General features: G+C 73.4%; 11 protein-coding genes. 5 read left to right on the forward strand and 6 right to left on the reverse strand.

The annotated features are described in order from the left end of the window. Nucleotides 1-67: 67 nt before the first annotated feature. The 4 genes from ABD331_RS52905 to ABD331_RS52920 are packed head-to-tail and all read left to right on the forward strand — an operon-like array spanning nucleotide 68 to nucleotide 6,015. Entirely contained in the window at nucleotides 68-724 is a 657-nt protein-coding gene (locus ABD331_RS52905; protein ID WP_344493794.1) for an ATP-binding cassette domain-containing protein, read from the forward strand. Continuing rightward, nucleotides 708-1,931: a hypothetical protein gene (locus tag ABD331_RS52910; RefSeq protein WP_344493795.1), complete on the forward strand. Its 1,224-nt coding sequence runs from the start codon at nucleotides 708-710 to the stop codon at nucleotides 1,929-1,931. The genes ABD331_RS52905 and ABD331_RS52910 overlap by 17 nt, the downstream gene beginning before the upstream one ends. Further along, nucleotides 1,928-3,742, forward strand: coding sequence for an ABC transporter permease subunit (locus ABD331_RS52915; protein WP_344493796.1), 1,815 nt, complete (start codon nucleotides 1,928-1,930; stop codon nucleotides 3,740-3,742). Before ABD331_RS52910 ends, ABD331_RS52915 begins: the two co-directional genes overlap by 4 nt. Further along, a complete protein-coding gene (locus tag ABD331_RS52920; protein ID WP_344493798.1) occupies nucleotides 3,739-6,015 on the forward strand; it encodes a hypothetical protein in 2,277 nt (758 codons plus the stop codon). Before ABD331_RS52915 ends, ABD331_RS52920 begins: the two co-directional genes overlap by 4 nt. A gap of 4 nt (nucleotides 6,016-6,019) precedes the next feature. Here ABD331_RS52920 and ABD331_RS52925 read toward each other — a convergent pair whose 3' ends face one another. Both ABD331_RS52925 and ABD331_RS52930 read right to left on the reverse strand, forming a co-directional pair. Continuing rightward, nucleotides 6,020-6,715: a zf-HC2 domain-containing protein gene (locus ABD331_RS52925; RefSeq protein WP_344493800.1), complete on the reverse strand. Its 696-nt coding sequence runs from the start codon at nucleotides 6,713-6,715 to the stop codon at nucleotides 6,020-6,022. Between the two features lie 34 nt (nucleotides 6,716-6,749). Beyond that, on the reverse strand, nucleotides 6,750-7,274 hold the full coding sequence (locus ABD331_RS52930; RefSeq protein WP_262379325.1) for a sigma-70 family RNA polymerase sigma factor: 525 nt from the start codon (nucleotides 7,272-7,274) through the stop codon (nucleotides 6,750-6,752). Nucleotides 7,275-7,455: 181 nt separating this feature from the next. Between ABD331_RS52930 and ABD331_RS52935 the strand changes: the two genes are divergently transcribed. Continuing rightward, nucleotides 7,456-11,634 (forward strand): type VII secretion EssC family protein, encoded by a 4,179-nt coding sequence (locus tag ABD331_RS52935; protein WP_344493802.1) that lies wholly within the window; start codon nucleotides 7,456-7,458, stop codon nucleotides 11,632-11,634. Here the strand turns inward: ABD331_RS52935 and ABD331_RS52940 are convergent. The 4 genes from ABD331_RS52940 to ABD331_RS52955 are packed head-to-tail and all read right to left on the reverse strand — an operon-like array spanning nucleotide 11,631 to nucleotide 17,395. After that, entirely contained in the window at nucleotides 11,631-12,068 is a 438-nt protein-coding gene (locus ABD331_RS52940; RefSeq protein ID WP_344493804.1) for a hypothetical protein, read from the reverse strand. The genes ABD331_RS52935 and ABD331_RS52940 overlap by 4 nt on opposite strands. Nucleotides 12,069-12,081: 13 nt before the next feature. Next, nucleotides 12,082-12,519, reverse strand: a complete 438-nt coding sequence (locus tag ABD331_RS52945) for a hypothetical protein (RefSeq protein WP_344493806.1) — start codon at nucleotides 12,517-12,519, stop codon at nucleotides 12,082-12,084. 9 nt (nucleotides 12,520-12,528) lie between these two features. After that, nucleotides 12,529-17,088: a DUF6531 domain-containing protein gene (locus ABD331_RS52950; RefSeq protein ID WP_344493808.1), complete on the reverse strand. Its 4,560-nt coding sequence runs from the start codon at nucleotides 17,086-17,088 to the stop codon at nucleotides 12,529-12,531. 4 nt (nucleotides 17,089-17,092) lie between these two features. Next, a complete protein-coding gene (locus ABD331_RS52955; protein WP_148433426.1) occupies nucleotides 17,093-17,395 on the reverse strand; it encodes a WXG100 family type VII secretion target in 303 nt (100 codons plus the stop codon). Nucleotides 17,396-17,400: the final 5 nt, after the last annotated feature.

Here is a 17,400-nt window from a genome sequence, read left to right on the forward strand (position 1 = left end):
GGAATCGATCAATCACGTTGCCGCGCGGCCCGGTTTGTGCGAACGTCGGGGCGGATGACATCCCGACTTGACGGCGGTTGCGGACGTGCCACTTCTGGAGATCGACGGTCTCACCTGGGAGACGCGTGGAGCCCGGCGCCGCCTGTCGCCCGACCCGCTGCTGCTCGCCCCCGGGCAGACCGCCGTGGTGGTGGCCGAGGGGCCCGCCGAGGCCGACGCGTTCACCGACCTGCTGCTCGGCCTGGAGATGCCCGTCGGCGGCCGGATCGGGATCGGCGGCCACGAGATCACCATGCGGCTGCCCGCGGAGCGCGAGATCGGGCTGGTCCCGGCGGGCGCGGGGCTGTTGCCGCACCTGACCGTCGAGCGGAACCTGGCGCTGGCCGCGCGTGACGACCTGGCGCCGTCGTTCGTGCAGGGCCGGATCGCGTTCATGGCCAGGCGGATGGACATCCAGGGCTTCCTGCGCTCCCGGCCGCACGAGCTGGCCCACGACGAGCGGCTGAGCGTGGCGCTGGCGCGCGTCCTGTGCCGCCCGCTGCCCGTCAAGGTGGTGGTGATCGAGGACCGGACGGGCTGCGGGCCGTGCCACGCGGCCGTGAGCGGGGCGCTGCGCGCCGACCCAGGGCTGGCCGTGCTGGTCGTCACCGACGACGGCACCAGGGTGGCCAGCCTCGCCTCCCCTTCCTGCATCTGGGAGATCGCCGATGTCGATGAGCCGTAGGGCGTTCCTGGCCGCCATCCCGGCCGTCACGGTCGCGGGCTGCTCAGGGCAGGCGCCGTTACGCGTCGCGGTCGTGTGGAGCGGCGAGGAGTTACGCCGCTTCCTGCGCGTGGTGGACGCGTACGCGGCCCGGCAGCGGCGGCCCGTCAGCGTCTACTCGGCGGGCGACAACATCAGCGCGCTGCTGCGCGGCCCCGCCGAGGACGTCATCCCCGACGTGGCGGTCATCCCCCGCCTCGGGCTGCTCTTCGACCCGGTGGTGCGGCCCCGCATCCGGCCCAGGAGCGGCGGGCACGAGCAGCCGGAGTTCTGGCGGCGGCTGGTGACCCCGTACGACAGTGAGGAGGAGCTGGGCGCCTGGTTCAAGATCGCGAACAAGTCGCTCGTGTGGCACCGCGCGGGCGAGCAGTGGTCGCCCGCGAGCCTGACCCATTGGCAGCCCGGCCCCGGCTCGCTGGCGATCGGCGCGGCCGACGGGTGGGTGCTCAGCGACTGGTTCGAGAACGTGCTGCTCGCCTACGCCCCCGAGGTCTACACCGGGCTCTACCCGCCCGCGGAACGCGGCAGCCAGGCCTGGTGGGGCGTGGCCAGGGTCACCGAGGCGCTCACGCTGCTCGCCACGATCTGGCGCGAGGCGTTCACCCAGGAGCAGGGCAGGCGCGCGCTGACCATGCAGTTCCACGACTCGATCCTGGACGTCTTCAGCTACCGCACCGCCGACGTGGTGGCCGCGCCCGACTTCGCGCTGCCCGTCATCGAGCGGTACGGCGGCGGCGACGTGGCCCGGCACTTCCCCTTCCCCGGCCTCGACGGCGGGGACGCCCCGCTGGTGGTCGGCGGTGACGTGGCGGTGGCGATGCGCGGCGGCGGGCAGGACGCGCTCGACTTCGTGAACTGGCTGACCAGGCCGCGCGCGAGCGGCGAGCGCGACGCGCTGACCGACTGGGTGGACGAGGGCGGCTTCCTGACCCCGTACAGCGCGCCGTCGCACCCGCTGCTGCGGATGCCCGCGCAGATGCTGGACAAGGCGGAGAGCCGCCACTACGACCTGTCGGACCGGCTCATCGGCCGGTTGGAGGGCGGCGACGGGCGCGGGCTGTGGCGGGTGCTCACCGAGCTGTTCACCGACGTCACCGCGGGCACGGTCGCTCCGGCGACGGCTGCCGCGGCCGCCCGCGAGAAGATCGTGGAGGCCGCCGCCGCATGAGCGAGCAGAACGCCTTCCTGTTCGAGGTGGCACCGCACCACGACGTCCGGGAGCCGGCCGCCGCGTCCGGGCTGAGCCGCTGGCGGGCCGCGCTCTACCTGCTGCTGGCGGTGCTGCTGTCGGCGGGCGTGATCCTGGCGCCGTTCCTGGTGACCGTGGTCATCAGCTTCTCCAGGCCCGGCGCCTGGTCCGGCGTGCTGAGCGACGGCCAGGCCTGGCAGGCGGTCGGCAACTCGCTGATCTGGTGGGTGCTGGTCGTGGTCGTGTGCGCGGTCGGGCTCGGCCTGGCCTGGCTGGTCAGGAACGCCGGCCTCGCGCTGGGCCTGGTCATGCGGGTCATCCTGGTGCTGCCCGCCGTGGTCTCCCCGCTCACCACCGGAGCGATCTTCCGGCTGCTGTTCGACACCAGCCGCGAGCGCGGCATGGCCGCCGCCCTGCTCGGCAGGGACCTGGCCTTCCTCGGGCCCGGCTGGATCTGGCTCGTGCTCGGGCTGGCCTTCGTCTGGCAGTACGCCGGGGTCGCGTTCCTGGTCTTCCACGAGGCCCTGGCCCGGCTGCCGACGAGCCTGCTGCGGATGGCCAGGGCGTTCGGCGTGGGGCGGCGGCGCCGGCTCTGGTCCGTGGTGCTGCCCGCGCTGGCCGGGCCCGCCGCGCTGGCGTACCTGTTCGCGCTGGTGGCGGCGGCCCGGGTGTTCGACCTGGTGCTGATGGGGGTGCCCGGCTCGACGCAGGCGCTGGTGGAGGGCGGCGGGCTGTACTGGTGGCGGCACAACGACGACCTGGGTGACGCGGGGGCCGCCGCGCTGGCCGTGCTGATGTCCCTGCTGGTGGCCGGGCTGGCCTCGCCGGCGCTGCTCGGCCTGCGCGGGCGGGCGAACTGGGCGGACCCGCCCGCACGTGACGGGCTCGGGCAGACCGGCGCTGCTCAGGCGGCGCGTGGCGGGCAGGTCGGCGCGGCTCAGGCGACGCGTGGTGGGCGCGGGCAGGTCGGCGCGGCTCAGGCGGCGCGTGCGGGGCGGGCCGGTGCCGGGAGTGGCCGGCGGTTGTGGCCGCTGGGCGGGGCTGTGGCCGTGCTGTGGCTGCTGCCGTTCGCGGCGCTGCTGCTCACGTCGCTGCGCGAGCCGATCGCCGCCGCGCGCACCGGGTGGTGGAACGGCGAGCCGTGGACGCTCGGCTCGTACGGGGAGGCGCTGTCCGACAGCGCGTTCACCGGGGCGCTGGGCACCACGGCGCTGCGGGCCTTGTCGGTGGTGTGCGTGGTGCTGCTGGCCGCGGTGCCTGCGGCGTACGTGCTGGCGCACGAGCACCTGCTGCCGCGCCGCGCCTGGCGGCCCGTCCTGCTGGTCTCCGTGGCTTTGGCGGCGCTGCCGCCGCAGGCGTTCGCCGTGCCGTTGCAGCGCTGGCTGAGCCCGGTGGGCACCGCGCTCGCGCTGACCATCGTGCACGCGGCGCTGGTCATCCCGCTGGCGGTGCTGGTGCTGCACAACGCGTTCGTCCGGGTGCCCGCGCCGATGCTCGCGCGCGACCGGTGGGAGCTGTTCCACGTCGTACGCGAGGCGCGCCCGGCCGTGGTGCTGGCCGGGGTGCTGGCGTTCGTCCTGGTGTGGAACGACGCGGTCGTCGGCCTGCTGCTGAACTGGCCGTCGGGCGACCACCTGCCGCTGATCCTGCTGGAGCAGGCCCGCCACTTCATGAGCGCGGCGAGCCCGCTGGCGGCCCAGGCCGTGATCGCCACCGCCGTGCCGGTGCTGGTGGTGGCCGTGACCGCGCGCCGGCTCCACCGGGGGCTGACCCGGGGGGTGCGCCGGTGACGGACATCTCGCGCGGGGAACGGCTGAGGTTCCGGCTGTCGCGCCTGTACCGGCGGGCCGTGGCGCACCTGCCCGAGCTGGGCGTCGGCGGGGCGCTGACGGTGGGCGGCACCCTCCTGATCCTCCAGGAGGAGCTGATCAAGCAGCTCATCGGCGGCTGGCCGGCCTGGCTGCTGATCGTCCTCGTGGTGCTGGTGCCGCTCGCGGCCGGGTCGCTCACCTACCTGATCCGCCGCCGCCACCGCGAGGCCCCGCCCCGGCCTGCCATGGCCGCCATGCCGTTCCCCGACAGGATCGACGGCTTCACCGGCCGCGACGCCGAGCTGCGGCGGATCAAGGACGAGGCGCTGGAGCACGGCGTCGTCGTGGTGCACGGCGGCATCGGGATGGGCACGTCCACGCTGGCCATCCAGGCGGCGTGGGAGCTGGCGGGCGAGGCGCGCAAGCAGCGCTACGCCGACCTGCGCGGCCCCGACAGGGACCGGCCCGAGACGCCGCTGAGCGTCGCGCAGCGGGTGCTGCGCACGCTGAACCGCCCGCCGGGCGCGATCCAGGAGCCGCAGGACGCGACCGCGCAGGTGATCGAGGCGCTCACCGGCACGGGGCAGGTGCTCCTGCTGGACAACGTCAGCTCGTGGAGCCAGGTCGACTGGCTGCCGACCCGGGTGCCGGGCGCGCACGTCGTGCTGGCGGGCACGCTCACGGACGCGCCGCCGCAGCACGTCGAGCCGATCCACCTCGGCCCGCTCGCCCCCGAGGCGGGCCAGGCGCTGCTGGCCAGGCACCTCGGGCCCGAGCGGGTGGCCCGCGACCCGAAGGCGCTGGAGCTGCTGGTGGACGTCTGCCTGGGCAGCCCGCTGGAGATCGTCAGGGTGGGCCGCTGGCTGGCGCGCAACCCGGGCGTCTCACTCCAGTCGCTGGTGGACGACCTGCGCGGCCGGCCGGTCGCCGACACGCTCGACTTCGTGCTCCACCTCAGCGTCAAGCAGCTCAGGCCGACGGCCAAGCAGCTCTTCGTGCTGCTCGCCGGGCTGCCCATCGCCGAGGTGGACCACCAGGCCGCCGCCGCGCTGCTCGGCGTGCCGTCCGCGTCGGACGCGATCGGGGAGCTGGCCGATCTCGGGCTGGTGGAGAACGTGCGGATGACGCGCGTCCGGGTGTCGAGCGCGTTCCGCGGCGGCGGCGCCGAGGACTCGCCCAGGGAGGTCGCCGCCTGGCGGCGGCTGGTCGAGCACTTCGCCGAGCAGGCCGGCTCGTACGCCGGGCGGCTGCCCGCCGAGGAGGCCAGGACCTGGTTCGCGATGGAGGACCGGGTGCTGTTGCAGGTGCTGGCCGGCAGGGCGCCCGCGCCCAGGACCGGCCGCGCGCTCGCGCGGATCGCCGACGCGCTGGAGAGCTGGTTCCGGCTCGAACAGCGGCACGAGGACCGGCTGCGCGCGGCGGCCGAGCTGGGCAGGGCGGCCGAGGCGCTCGGGGACGAGCAGGTGCAGGCCACGGCCGAGCTGCGCCAGTGCGCGATCCTGCTCACCTCCGGGGATCCGCGCGAGGCGCGGCGGCACTTCAACCGCGCGGCGGCGCTGCGCGTCAGGGTCGAGTCGTGGCCCGCCGGCCTGCATCTCGCGCACGCGGCGATCCTGCTGTCCGGCGGCGACGAGTTCCCCGCCGTCGAGTCGGCCCTCGTCAGGTACGGGCAGGCGCTGGCCGGCGGCGACGTGCTCGGCCAGGCCGTCCGGCTGGCGAACGTGGCGGCGCTGCTCATGCGCAGGGGCCAGACGCTCGACCACGACGGCCGCGGGCCCGAGGCGCGCACGCTGCACACCAACGCCAGGGTCGTGCTGTTCCAGGCGCTCGACCTGGCGCGGCGGGCCGGCGACACCGCGGCGGAGGCGCACGCCCGCGAGCTGCTCGCGCTGGCCCACCACTACCTGGGCCAGAGCCACGACGCCGGCCTGCACCTGGACGAGGCCGAGCGGCTCTACACCGGGGCCGCGGACGAGATCGGGCGGGCGCGCTGCCTGGTGCACCTGGCCGGGATCATGCTGGAGGACCCGGGGCACGCGCCGGACGCGGTGGTGGCGCTGCTGGAGGAGGCCGAGTCGCGGCTGCCCCCCGCCGGGGTGAGCACCGCGCTCGTCCACCTGCACCTGGCCAGGCTGCGGCGGGAGCGGGCCGCCGAGCACCAGGAGGCCGGGCTGGCGGCCCTGTCTCCCTGGGACGGGATCGCGGAGCCGAAGCAGGTCAGCGAGCTGCGGTCGTTGTTGCTCGCGTTGTGACGGGTCAGACCGCCACGGTCGCCAGGGTCCTCCCGTCGAAGGTCTGGATGGTGAAGTGGTTCAGCTCGGCCTGCGGGAGACTGGTGCCGCCGTGCAGGACGAGCGGATCGGGCGAGCCCGGCACGCCGTACCCCTTCTCCGGCACGCCCCAGCTCGCGACGACCTCGGAGCGCCCGTCGTCGCCCACCGCCATGAGCCGGCACTGCAGCGGCCCCTTGACGCCCTTGAGCTCCAGCGCGACGTGCGTGCCCCAGCCCTTGTCCTCCAGGCCGACGAGCCCGGACACGCCGGTGGCCGGGTCGGTGATGGAGTAGGTGCGGCCGGTCATGAGCAGCTCGCGGGCCGGGCCGTGGATGCTGTCGGGGTTGGGATCGCCGGTCATCGAGCTGACGCCGAGAAAGACGCCGGCCGCGACCACGAGGCACGCGGCGGCCGTCATGAAGCCGCGGTGCAGGCTGCGGCGGCGCCGCTCCTTGGCGGCACGGTGCACCAGCAGGGACTCCACCTGCGGGTCGGGCGTGTGGGGCAGCAGGTCGTCCGGATGGACGCCCTTGATCAGCTCGCCCATCGCGGCGAACGACCCCACTTCCGACGCGCAACTGCCGCAGCCGTCGAGATGGCGCTCGAAGGCGGCCCGCTCCTCCTCGCTGAGCAGGCCGAGCGCGTACGCGGCCACGTCCTCGTGGTGTACCTCTGTCATGGCGCCACCCCCCTGTCATCGTGACGCACCAGGATCACGGCAGCGTCACCCCCCTTTCCTCCAGCGCGACCCGTAAGGCGCGCATGGCGTAGTACACGCGGGACTTCACCGTGCCCACGGGCACGCCGATCGTCTCCGCCGCCTCCTGGACGGTGCGGTCCAGGAGGAACGTCTGGGTGAGCACCTGCCGGTGCGCGGGGGAGAGCGACAGCATCGCGTCGGTGACGACGATCTCCCGTAAGAGCCGCTCGTCCTCTTCCGCTACGGGCATGACGCGTTCGGGGATGTCCTCGACCGTGTCGAGGGGGCGGGAGCCGGAGCGGCGGCGGTTGTCGATGACGACGCGCCGCGCGACCGTGGCCAGCCAGGGCATCAGGGAGCCGGACTCCGTGCGGAGGTCGTGCAGGTTACGCCAGGCCCTCACGAGGGTCTCCTGGACGACGTCCTCGGCCCAGCGGCGATCGCCGCCCGTCAGCCTGACGGCGAAGGCCATCAGGGGGGCGCCGTATTCGCGGTAGAGGGCTCTGACCATGGCCTCGTCGGTTACGCGGTGAGACACTCCGCGGCTCCCTGCGCTGCGGATATCATGAAATATCGCGCTCGGTAGGCTGATATTGAGAATTATCACTCTAGCCACGAGACGGGGCCAAGGGCGGGTAGTTTGCCCTTCTCGCCGTATAGCTAGATTTATCTGTTAAATCGTGCTTCAGTCCCCTGGAGAGGGGATTATGATCATTCGGTTGACGATCCGCGATCCGGCGGCCTCCACCGCCGCCGACGCCGAGGTGACGGCCGAGCCGGAGACCCTCGTCGGCTCGCTGCTGCGGGCGCTGCCCTTCCCCGTCAGAGGCCGCCCCTGTTACGTCGGCGGTGACAAACTCGACCCCGACGCCCGCGTGGCGGACAGCCCGCTGGTGCCCGGGGTGACGATCAGCGTGGGCGAGCCCGAGCGTACCCAGCCGTGGAGGCCCCTGGCGGCGGCGGGCGCCGTCCGCGTGTTCGCCGGCCCCGACGCGGGCCGGGTGATCTGGCTCAGCCCCGGCAGCCACGTCATCGGCCGCGAGTGGACCGACATCAGCCTGCTGCGGGACCAGAAGGTGTCCAGGCGGCACGCGCGCCTCGACGTGTCGTGGACCGGCGAGGCGACGGTCGTCGATCTCGGCTCGCGCAACGGCACCCTCGTGAACGAACTGGGCGTCCAGGGGCCCGTGGCGCTGCGTCCCGACGGGGTGCTCCAGGTGGGCGACGACCGGCTGCGGTGGGCGCCGCTGCCGCCCAGCAGGCTCAGGACCACCCGCGCCGGCGACGGCCGCATCGACTTCGACCGAGCCTTCTCCCCCGCCCCGGCCGTCGCGGGCGCCCGGCTCACCATGCCGCGCAACGAGACCCCGCAGCGCAATATCGCGGTCGCGCTGATTTCGTCGCTGTTGCCGCTGCCGATATCGGTCGCGATGGCTGTTCTGTTGAAAAGTCCGTATTTCCTGTTGTTCGGAATTCTGACGCCCATCACGTTCTTCGGCACGCAGTGGGTGGAAGGGCGGCAGCGCAAGAAGAAAGAGCGCGAGTTCGACCAGCGCAAACGCGACACGATGGAACGCATCAGGCAACACGTCGTGCACGAGCAGTGGCTGCGGCACGTCGTCGCCCCCGACGAGGTGGACCTCACCTTCGCCGCCACCCACGAGGGTCCGGGCCTGTGGCCGCGCAACGCCGACTCGCCCGACGGGCTGACCCTGCGCGTCGGCGTCGCCGACGAGCCCGCCACCATCACGCTCGACGGCGAGCCATGGCCCGGGTTCACGCCGCCCGTGCTGCGCGGCGTGCCCGTCACGGTGGACCTGCGGCAGATCGGCGTGCTGGGCGTCATCGGCCCGCCCGACCCCGTGGACGCGCTGCTGCGCTGGCTGCTCGTCCAGCTCTGCACCCTGCGCGCCCCCGACGAGCTGCGGCTGGTGCTCATCACCGCGTCCGGCGGCGAACACCTGGCCTGGACGCGCTGGCTGCCGCACCTGAACGTGGACGCGCCCGTCCCGTGCCTGGTCGGCAACACCCCCGAGACCCGCACCGAACGCGTCGAGGAGCTCAAGGACCTGGTCACCGAGCGGCTCAAGGCCAAGGAACGGCGCGTCACGTACGGCGAGGAGATCGTCGTCGTCCTGGACGGCGCGCGCGCCTTGCGCGACATCCCCGGCATGAAGGAGGTGCTGCGCGAGGGTCCCTCGGTCGGCGTGTACGTGATCTGCGCCGACCAGCGCAGCCTCAACGAGTGCCGCGGCGTCTGCGAGCTGGACGGCACCGGCATGCTGCTCACCAGGGGCCGCCAGGGGCTGCCCGTCGCGGTGCAGCCCGAGAGCCTCGGCGAGCAGGCCGCAGAACGCATCGCCCGCGCCGTCGCCCCCATGCGCGACCGGCTCACCCTGGCCAGGGCCGAGAGCGTCATCCCCGACGCCGTGCGCCTGCTCGACACGCTCGGCCTCGGCGTCCCCGAGGCGGAGGCCGTACTGGCTCGATGGGCCGCCGACCCGGGACCGACCACCAAGGTGTGCGTCGGCGCCGACGGCACAGGACCCGTCACCGTGGACCTCGCCGCCGACGGCCCCCACACGATGCTCGGCGGGGCGACAGGCGCGGGCAAGAGCATCCTGCTGCAGACCCTCGTCACCTCGCTGCTGCTGGCCAACCGCCCCGACGAGCTGAACCTGGTGCTCGTCGACTTCAAGGGCGGCAGCGCGTTCCTGCCGTTCGAGCACTGCCCCCACGTCGTCGGCCTGATCCGCTCGACCGGCGACACGGCGGCCGACGTCTTCGACGAGAGCGCGGCGCGCCGCGTGCTCGCCTCCGTGCGGGCCGAGGTGCGGCGGCGGGAGGCCGTCCTGGCCAGGTACGGCGGCGAGATCGACGTCTACTGGAACGCCGGCGGGCGGCTGCCCAGGCTCGTCATGGTGTTCGACGAGTTCGCCCGCGTCCTGGAGACCTCGCCCGACTTCCTGCGCGAGCTGGTCAACGTGGCGGCCAAGGGGCGCTCCCTCGGCATGCACCTGGTGCTGGCCACCCAGTCGCTGCAGGGCAAGCTGTCGCCCGAGCTGAAGAACAACATCTCCCTGCGCATCACGCTGCGCCAGAACGAGCCGTCCGACAGCACCGAGGTGCTCGGCGTGCCCGACGCCGCCACGATCCCGTCACGGCTGCGCGGCCGGGGCATGATCATGCGGGTGGGCGGCGAGCAACGCACCCCCCAGCTCTTCCAGACCGGCTACCTGGGCGACCCGCCGCCCACCGGCTCCGCCCCCGCCACCGCCCGGCTGTCGCCCTGGCCGGCGCTCGGGCTGCCCCGCCCCGAGCTCAGGGACGCGCCCCGCGCCAGCCGCACCGACCAGGACCTGGCCATCGCCGCCGTGCTGGAGGCCGCGCCCCGCCTGTCCACCGAACCCCCGTTCCGCCCCCTGCTGCCGCCCCTGCCCGCCGCGCTGCCGCTCGACAACCTGTCGGGGGCCGGCGGGGTGCCGTTCGCGCTGCTGGACGACCCCGCCAACCAGGCGCAGCCCGCCATGGGGCTCGACCTGACCGGCACCGAACGGCTCATGGTCGCGGGCGGGCCGCAGTCGGGGCGCACCACGTTCTGCCGGACCCTCATCTCCAGCCTGGCGGCGCGCTGCACGCCCGCCCAGGTGTGGCTGTACGTCGTGGAGAACCAGCCGGGCGGGCTCGGCGCGTACGCGTCGCTGCCGCTGTGCGGCGCCGTCATCGGCGGCGGCGAGCCCGACCGGATCAGGCGGCTCGTGACCTGGCTCGCGGAGGAGGTGGACCGGCGGCGGCTGACCCGCCTGACGCCCGGCGGGCCGTCCGCGCCCGTCATCGTGCTGGTGATCGACGGGTGGGAGTACTTCGAGGATCGCGGCAGCCCCGACTTCTTCGAGACCCCGCTGCTCGTCACCCTGCGCGGGATCGTCGCCGGCGGGCCGCCCGTCGGCGTCCACGCCGTGGCCGTGGGCGGGCACGACATGCTGCGCGGCAAGACCCCCGACCTGTTCTCCCGCCGCCTGTTCCTGCCCTTCGCCCGCGAGGAGACCCGGCGCTCCTACCTCACCTCCGGCATGATCTCGCCGCCCGTCCTGGCGGGGCGGGCCATCGAGGCCGCCTCCGGCCTGCACGCCCAGATCTGCCTCCCGCCCTCCGCCCTCCCCGCCGCCCCTTCCGCCCGCCACAGCCGCGCCCCTTCGTCCGGCCCCAAACCCTTCCCCCCGCTCCCCGCCACCATCCCCCTCCGCGAACTCCCCGCCCCCGCCGTCGCCGTCGGCGGCCCCGACGTCACCCCCATCGACCTGGACCTCTTCGACCTCGGCCCGCACCTCGCCCTCGTCTCAGGCCCCTCCGGCTCCGGACGCAGCAACGCGGCCCTCGTCATGGCCGGGGTGCTGCTGCGGGCCGGTGTACGGGTGCTGGCCATCGGGCCGCCCCGCTCACCGCTCGTCCGCACCCTGCCTGAGGTGCGGGCGCTGGCCGGAACCTCCTTCACCGACGCCGCGCTGCGGGAGGCCGTGGAGGGCTTCGAAGGGGAGCGGTACGCCGTGGTGGTGGACGACTTCGACCAGGTGACGGTCACGCCTCGGGAGCAGGGCTTCGACACGCTGCCCACCCTGCTGCAGGACATCCTGGCGCCGTCCGAGCTGGGGCGGCGGGCGTTGGTGCTGTGCGGGGACGCCACGCCGCTCTTGGAAGGGCATCGGCGGGCGTTGAGCGGGGAGGTGGGGGAGGTTCTGCGGTCGGGGGTGCGGTTTCTGCTCACGCCCACCAGCCGGGTGCATGCTCGGGAGCACGGGGTGAACCTGGAGCCGGATCAGTTCTTCGGGGGGCCGGTGGGGCGGGGGTACATGGGGGTGGGGCGGCGGTTGGAACTGGTGCAGTTCGCGCAGCTTTAGGGCCGGCCGGTGCTCAGCAGGCGGACGGCGGCCTCCGGCTCCAGCGGCGCCCACTTCAGGACCTGGGCCAGCATGGTCTCGGGGTGGAGGTCCGTCCGCTCGCACGGGTAGTTGTCGTCGTTCAACGTGCCGTCCGTGAGCAGGCCCGCAGTCACCGACAGGATGATCATGAGCAGCTCCGGCACGGGCTCGCCCCGGGAGCCTGGCATGAACGTCAGATACCACTTCACGGCGAAGTGCCTTCCCGGCGGCCAGAGGAACGTGATCACCCGCGCTCCGTCGCCGTAGTGGAAGGTCCAGGTCTCCCCCTCTTCCATGACGGTGACCTCCGTGCCGGGGGCGGCAAGGAGCGCGCGCATGACGAAGCCGGCCAGACGGGCCAGCGTCCCGGGGTCAGGTCGCTGGTGGCACTCGACGTCGATCTCCACAGCCATGGGTCACCCTCGTTCATGGCAGGCGGCCGGTCACGAGCAGGTGTATTGCGGGCTCCACCTCCAGCGGCGCTTCCCGGAGCACTTGGGCGAGCAGCGCCTCGGGGGTGAGGTCGGGCCGTTGGAAGGGGTAGTTGTCGTCGACGAGCGTGCCGTCGCTGAGCAGCGCGGCGACCGCGGCCAGGACGATCATGAAAAGCTCCGGCACGGATCGACCCCGGAGACCGGGGTTGAAGTTCAGGTACCAGGGCCCGTCGATCCCGTACTCGCCGGGCGTCGTGAAGAACATGACGACATGGCCCGCACCGCCCCAGTGGAAGGTCCAGTCCGTCTCCCCCTCCTCGAAGGTCACCTCGACGTTCGACACGCCGAGGATCGTTCGCATGGCGAACCCGGCCACGCGAGTGAGCGTGTGCGGGTCCGGCCGCTGCCGGCACTTGACTTCGATCTCCACGGACATGCGTCACCCCGGGAACACGATCCAGCCGTCGGCTGAGTTGACGTAGATGCTGCTGACGGTCCCCTTTCGCGGTAACTGCGCCAGCGGCCCGTTGAGGCCGAAGTCGATCAAGTCCGGGCCGGGCACGTTCTTCGCGTCGACGTAGACCTCCACGCCTGTGTACCCCTCCTTGCGCGCGGACTTCTCGGCGTCGCCCGCCCTCTTGAGTACCATGAACGGCCCCTCGGCCTCGATCTGCTTGAGGCTGACCGGCGTTCCGTCGAGCCAGCCGTCGATGCCGGGGAAGTTGTCGGTCGGCGCTCCTTCGAAGTGCCCGCCACGCAGTTCTGCGATCTCCCGGGCCTGGGCGGCCTCACGCGGCGACAACCTGCCGGGGGAGACGGACGGCGGCCTGCCTGCGGGCAGTTCCCTCGGACAGGCCGACAGGCCCAGCGGGTCCGTCCACACCTGTGGATTGCGTACGTACGCATGCGGATCCCACCCACCCCGCAACCCGATCGGATCCGCCGCCACGTAAACCCCGGCCTCGGGGTCGTAGTGCCGCAGGAAGTTGTAGTGGAGCCCCGACTCCACGTCCTCGTACTGGCCGGGGAACCGCAACGGGCAGTCCGCCCCGGAGGTGATCGGGTGGGGTGAGGCTCCCCAGAGGGTGTGGGGGGTGCGCCAGGCGACTTCGCCCTCCGCGGACACGAGTTCGGCCGGGGTGCCCACGAGGTCGGTGGCGATGGCGTAGAAGCGCTCGTCCACCCATTGCTGGGACCGTTCGGTCTGGGTGAGGGGGCGGAAGGAGCCGGGTGCCCAGTCCCAGGAGGTGGTGCGCTCGTCGGTGGACTGTTCGGCGAGGGTGAAGCCGTCCCAGCTGAAGTCGGTGCGGTGTGCGCCGTCGGCGCGTTGTTTGGCGATGCGGCGGCCGAGCGGGTCGTAGAGGTAGCGCCAGCGGGTGCCGTCGGGGGTGGTGACGGTGGTGAGGTGGTCGTCGGCGTCCCAGGTGTAGTGCCAGGTGCGGGGTTTGGCGGACGCGCCTTTGCGCTGGCGGAGGATGGTGCGGCCCTGGCGGTCGTACTCGTAGCGGGTGCGGCCCGCTTGGCGGATCATGGTGCCGGTGTAGGCGCGCGGGCCTTGGGAGTCGGTGTTGGCGTGCGGGTTTCGGGAGTCGGGGTGGGCGCGCGGGTCGCCGGGGTTGGGGGTGGGCCAGGTGGCGTCGGTGATCTGGCCGGCGGTGTTGTAGGTGTAGGTCTCCGACCAGCCGGTGGCGTGGACGGCGGTGATGCGGCCGGCCGGGTCGAGGTCGAAGCGGCGGCGGCCGGACAGGAGGTCGTCGATCTCCGTCAGCCCGCCGTCCCTGCGGTAGCCGTAGGTGCGGCGCTGGATCGTGCGGCGAGCCGGGCCCGCGGTGAGGGTCTGGGAGTGGAGGCGGCCGTCGTCGTCCCAGTCGTGCAGGAGGGCGAGGTCGGCGCCGAAGGTTCTGGAGGTCTCGCGGCCCGCGAGGTCGTGGGTGAAGTGGAGGGTCTGGCCGGCGGTCTCCAGGGTGAGGGGGAGGTCGCGGGCGTCGTACGTCCATACGGTCTCCGCGCCGGACGGGGTGCGGCGCAGAACTCTGCGGCCGAGCGCGTCGTAGGCGGAGGTAAGGGTGCGGCCGTTGCAGGTCTCGCGGACGACGCGGCCGTGCGCGTCGCGGACGAGGGTGAGGTCGGCGTCCGGGTTGGCGGCGTGCACGAGGCGGCCGAGCGGGTCGTAGTCGAACGTGGTGAGGCGGTCGCCGGCGCGGCGGCCGATGAGCCGGTCGAGGACGTCGTAGACGAAGCTGGTGGACTGGCCCGCGCCGTTGACGCGTTCGGTGAGGTTGCCCACCGGGTTGTGCAGGTAGCTCAGGACGCGCCGGTTGTAGTCGGTCTCCTCCACCAGGTCGCCCGCGGGGTCGTAGGTGTAGTGCCAGGTCAGGCCCTGCGGATTGGTCACCTTGGTGAGGCGCAGCTCGGTGTCGTAGGTGAAGTCCAGGCGGGCGCCGTCCGGGGTGGTGCGGGCGGTGGGGACGTCGAAGGGGCCGATCTCCACGCGGGTGGCCTCGCCCATCGCGTCCACGTGCTCGATGAGGTTGTGCTCGGCGTCGTAGGACCAGCGTTCGGTCGCGCCGCCGGGGAGGGTGCGGGTGGCGGGCCGGCCTTCGACCGTCCAGGTGTGGCGGGTGGTGGCGCCCAGCGGGTCGGTGACGGCGGTGACGCGGCCGAAGGGGTCGCGTTCGTAGCGGGTGGTGGCGCCGGTGGGGTCGGTGATCGTGAGGGGCAGGCCCGCCGGGTCGGTGGTGACGGTGTGGGTGTGGCCGAGCACGTTGGTGATGCTCGTCAGATGACCGCGCTCGTCGTAGGCGTAGGTGACGGACGGGGTCGTGGTGAGGTTGCCGTGGGCGTCGTGGCGCAGGGTGGTCGTGGTGCCGTCGAAGTCGGTGACGGTGAGCGGCAGGTGGCGGGCGTCGCGCGTGCAGCGGCGGGTGGCGCCGTCCGGGCGGGTGACCGACAGCGCGGCGCCCGCCTCGTCGTAGGTGTAGCGGGTGGTGCGGCCCAGCGCGTCCGTACGGGCGAGCAGCCGGTCGTGGCGGTCCCAGCGGTAGCGGGTGGTGTGGCCGAGCGGGTCGGTCTCGGCGGTGACCTGGAGCAGGTCGTTGTGGTGGTACGTGGTGACGTGGCCGAGCGAGTCGGCGGCCCTGGTGACGCCGACGCCGTAGGACAGCTCGGTGTTGAAGACGCCCGCCGACCCGGTGCCGTACACGCAGCGGCCCTCCAGGTCGTAGGTGTAGGCGTACCAGGTGCCGATGCGGTCCTGCCAGCGGGTCATCCGGCCGTCTTCGTCGTAGCTGAAGCGCAGCGGGAGGCCGGAGGAGTTGGTCACCTCGGTGAGGTCGCCGGCCTCGTCGTAGGCGTACGACACCAGCCGCTGCCCCGCGCCGCGCAGGCGGATCTCCACGACGCGGCCCTGGGACGTCTCGATGTCCAGGTGGTAGCCGCCGGAGTGGACGATCTCGGCGGGCAGGCCGTCGGTGTAGCGCACCTCGACGCGGTTGCCGTTGCGGTCGGTGACGGCCGCGACGGGCAGCACGCCGGCCTCGGTCGTCTCGGCGAAGTGCACGGTACGGCCGGTGAGCGGGTCGGTGACGGCGTAGCCGTCGTCGGTCTCGCGCAGGGCCAGGCGGGGGCCGTCGTCCGGGTAGGCCGGGCGGTCCTGCTCGGGGTAGGGGAAGGTGAGCAGCGCCCCGGTCTCGGTGGCCAGGCAGAGCCCGCCGGCGTCGGCCTCCAGCCGCTGGTCCAGCGTGGAGGCCCAGGAGCGGCCGAAGCACCGGCCGGTGCGGTACGTGGACAGGTGGGTGCGTTCCAGCCGCAGCGGCAGCACGCCCGGCAGCTCGACGTCGGTCTGCGGCAGCAGCACGGTGCCGGTCGGGAAGTGCACCGGGTCCCGGCTGAAGAACTGGCGGCCACGCTGCCACGACGCGGTGGCGGCCGTCCCCTGGCGGGCGCCGCCGCTCTGGATCGCGGTGCGCAGCGTGGGTGATCCCAGCGCGTTGCCGCCGCCGCGCACGGCCGCCATGGCGCCCGTGCCGAGCAGGGTGCCGCCACCGGCTCGTACGACGCCCGCCGCCCCGTTCAGCCCCATGACGGCCTTGGCGCCGCGGCCCAGCAGAACGAGCCCCTTGCCGACGGGCAGCACGCCCAGCGCGGCCAGCCCGACCTGGCCCAGCGAGCCCCTGCCCTGCCGGTACTTGTTGAGCGCGTCTCCCAGCACCACCGCCCCGGCGGCCACCGCCACGCCGGCCAGGATCACCCCGGCCAGCCCGCCGGTGCCGATGACCAGCACCACCAGCCCGGCCACCGCTCCGACGGTCCCGGCGAAGGCCACGAAGTCGTCCCACGACCTGAACGGCGTGGTGATCGTCTCCCAGGCCCGCTCCAGCCAGGACTTGTCCTTGATGCCGCTGCCTTCGAGCGCCTGCTCGATCTCCCGCGTGGCGCGGCTCTCCGCGTCGCCGCGCAGCCTGGCGGCCTCGTCGGCGATCCGGCGGGCTCGCGCGCGGTCGTCCTCGGCCTGGCGGGCGCGCTGCATCGCCGCGCGCGTGGCCTCCCGGGTGGCCTCGTCGGCGGCGGCCAGGGCCGACTCCGCCGAGGGCACGTCACGCACCGCGCCGCCGCCGGGGAGCCGCGCCTGTACTTCGCGCAGCGCCCCCTGTGACGCGGCCGCGGCGCTCCGGCCCTGCCGCAGCGCCGCGCCGGCCTGCGTCTTGGCCTCCTCCAGGCTGCCCGCGTACGTCAGCAGCGCCTCACCGGCGCCCCGGTACGCCTTGCCCAGCTTGGCCAGCTCGCCGGGCAGCTCGCCCAGCGCCTCGGTGTAGCGGGCCGCGTAGTCGCCGCGCATCCCCAGCGCCGAGCTGCCGCCCGACACGGTGCTCAGCTTGGCCGTGTTGTCCTCGGCCAGCCGCGCTTCCTTGAGCAGCCGGTCGGCTAGTCCTCTGACCTGCCCGGGGTCCCCCGGGGCGGGGTCGCCGGCCAGGCCCAGTACGTCCCATCCGCCCGGCATGACGTCACGCTCCCGCGCCGCCGCTGAGCGAGGCGTCCAGCTCGCGGTGCTTGGCGATGGCGGTCTTGAGGAACTGGCTCATGCCCTCCAGGCCCTGCATGACCTGCTTGGCGCCGTTGTTCCACTGATCGTAGTCCTGCTGGAACTTGCCGGAGGCCCGCTCGGTGACGAAGTCGCTGCTGACGAGCTGGTCGATCATCGCCTTGAGCTGGGTCAGCCGGCTCTCGATGTCCTCTTTCTCCTTGTTCAGCCGGGTGGCGCTGTTCTCCACCTGCGGGAAGCTGAGGTGATGGGTCCCACCTGCCATGACGG

The organism is Nonomuraea monospora, assembly GCF_039531895.1.
GTDB classification, from domain to species: Bacteria; Actinomycetota; Actinomycetes; order Streptosporangiales; family Streptosporangiaceae; genus Nonomuraea; species Nonomuraea monospora.

What these genes read in the sequence shown, in the direction of transcription:
- ABD331_RS52950 (WP_344493808.1), bottom strand. Translation starts at nt 17,088, where the DNA reads ATGCCGGGCGGATGGGACGTACTGGGCCTGGCCGGCGACCCCGCCCCG.
- ABD331_RS52925 (WP_344493800.1), bottom strand. Translation starts at nt 6,715, where the DNA reads ATGACAGAGGTACACCACGAGGACGTGGCCGCGTACGCGCTCGGCCTG.
- ABD331_RS52940 (WP_344493804.1), bottom strand. Translation starts at nt 12,068, where the DNA reads ATGGCTGTGGAGATCGACGTCGAGTGCCACCAGCGACCTGACCCCGGG.
- ABD331_RS52915 (WP_344493796.1), top strand. Translation starts at nt 1,928, where the DNA reads ATGAGCGAGCAGAACGCCTTCCTGTTCGAGGTGGCACCGCACCACGAC.
- ABD331_RS52910 (WP_344493795.1), top strand. Translation starts at nt 708, where the DNA reads ATGTCGATGAGCCGTAGGGCGTTCCTGGCCGCCATCCCGGCCGTCACG.
- ABD331_RS52955 (WP_148433426.1), bottom strand. Translation starts at nt 17,395, where the DNA reads ATGGCAGGTGGGACCCATCACCTCAGCTTCCCGCAGGTGGAGAACAGC.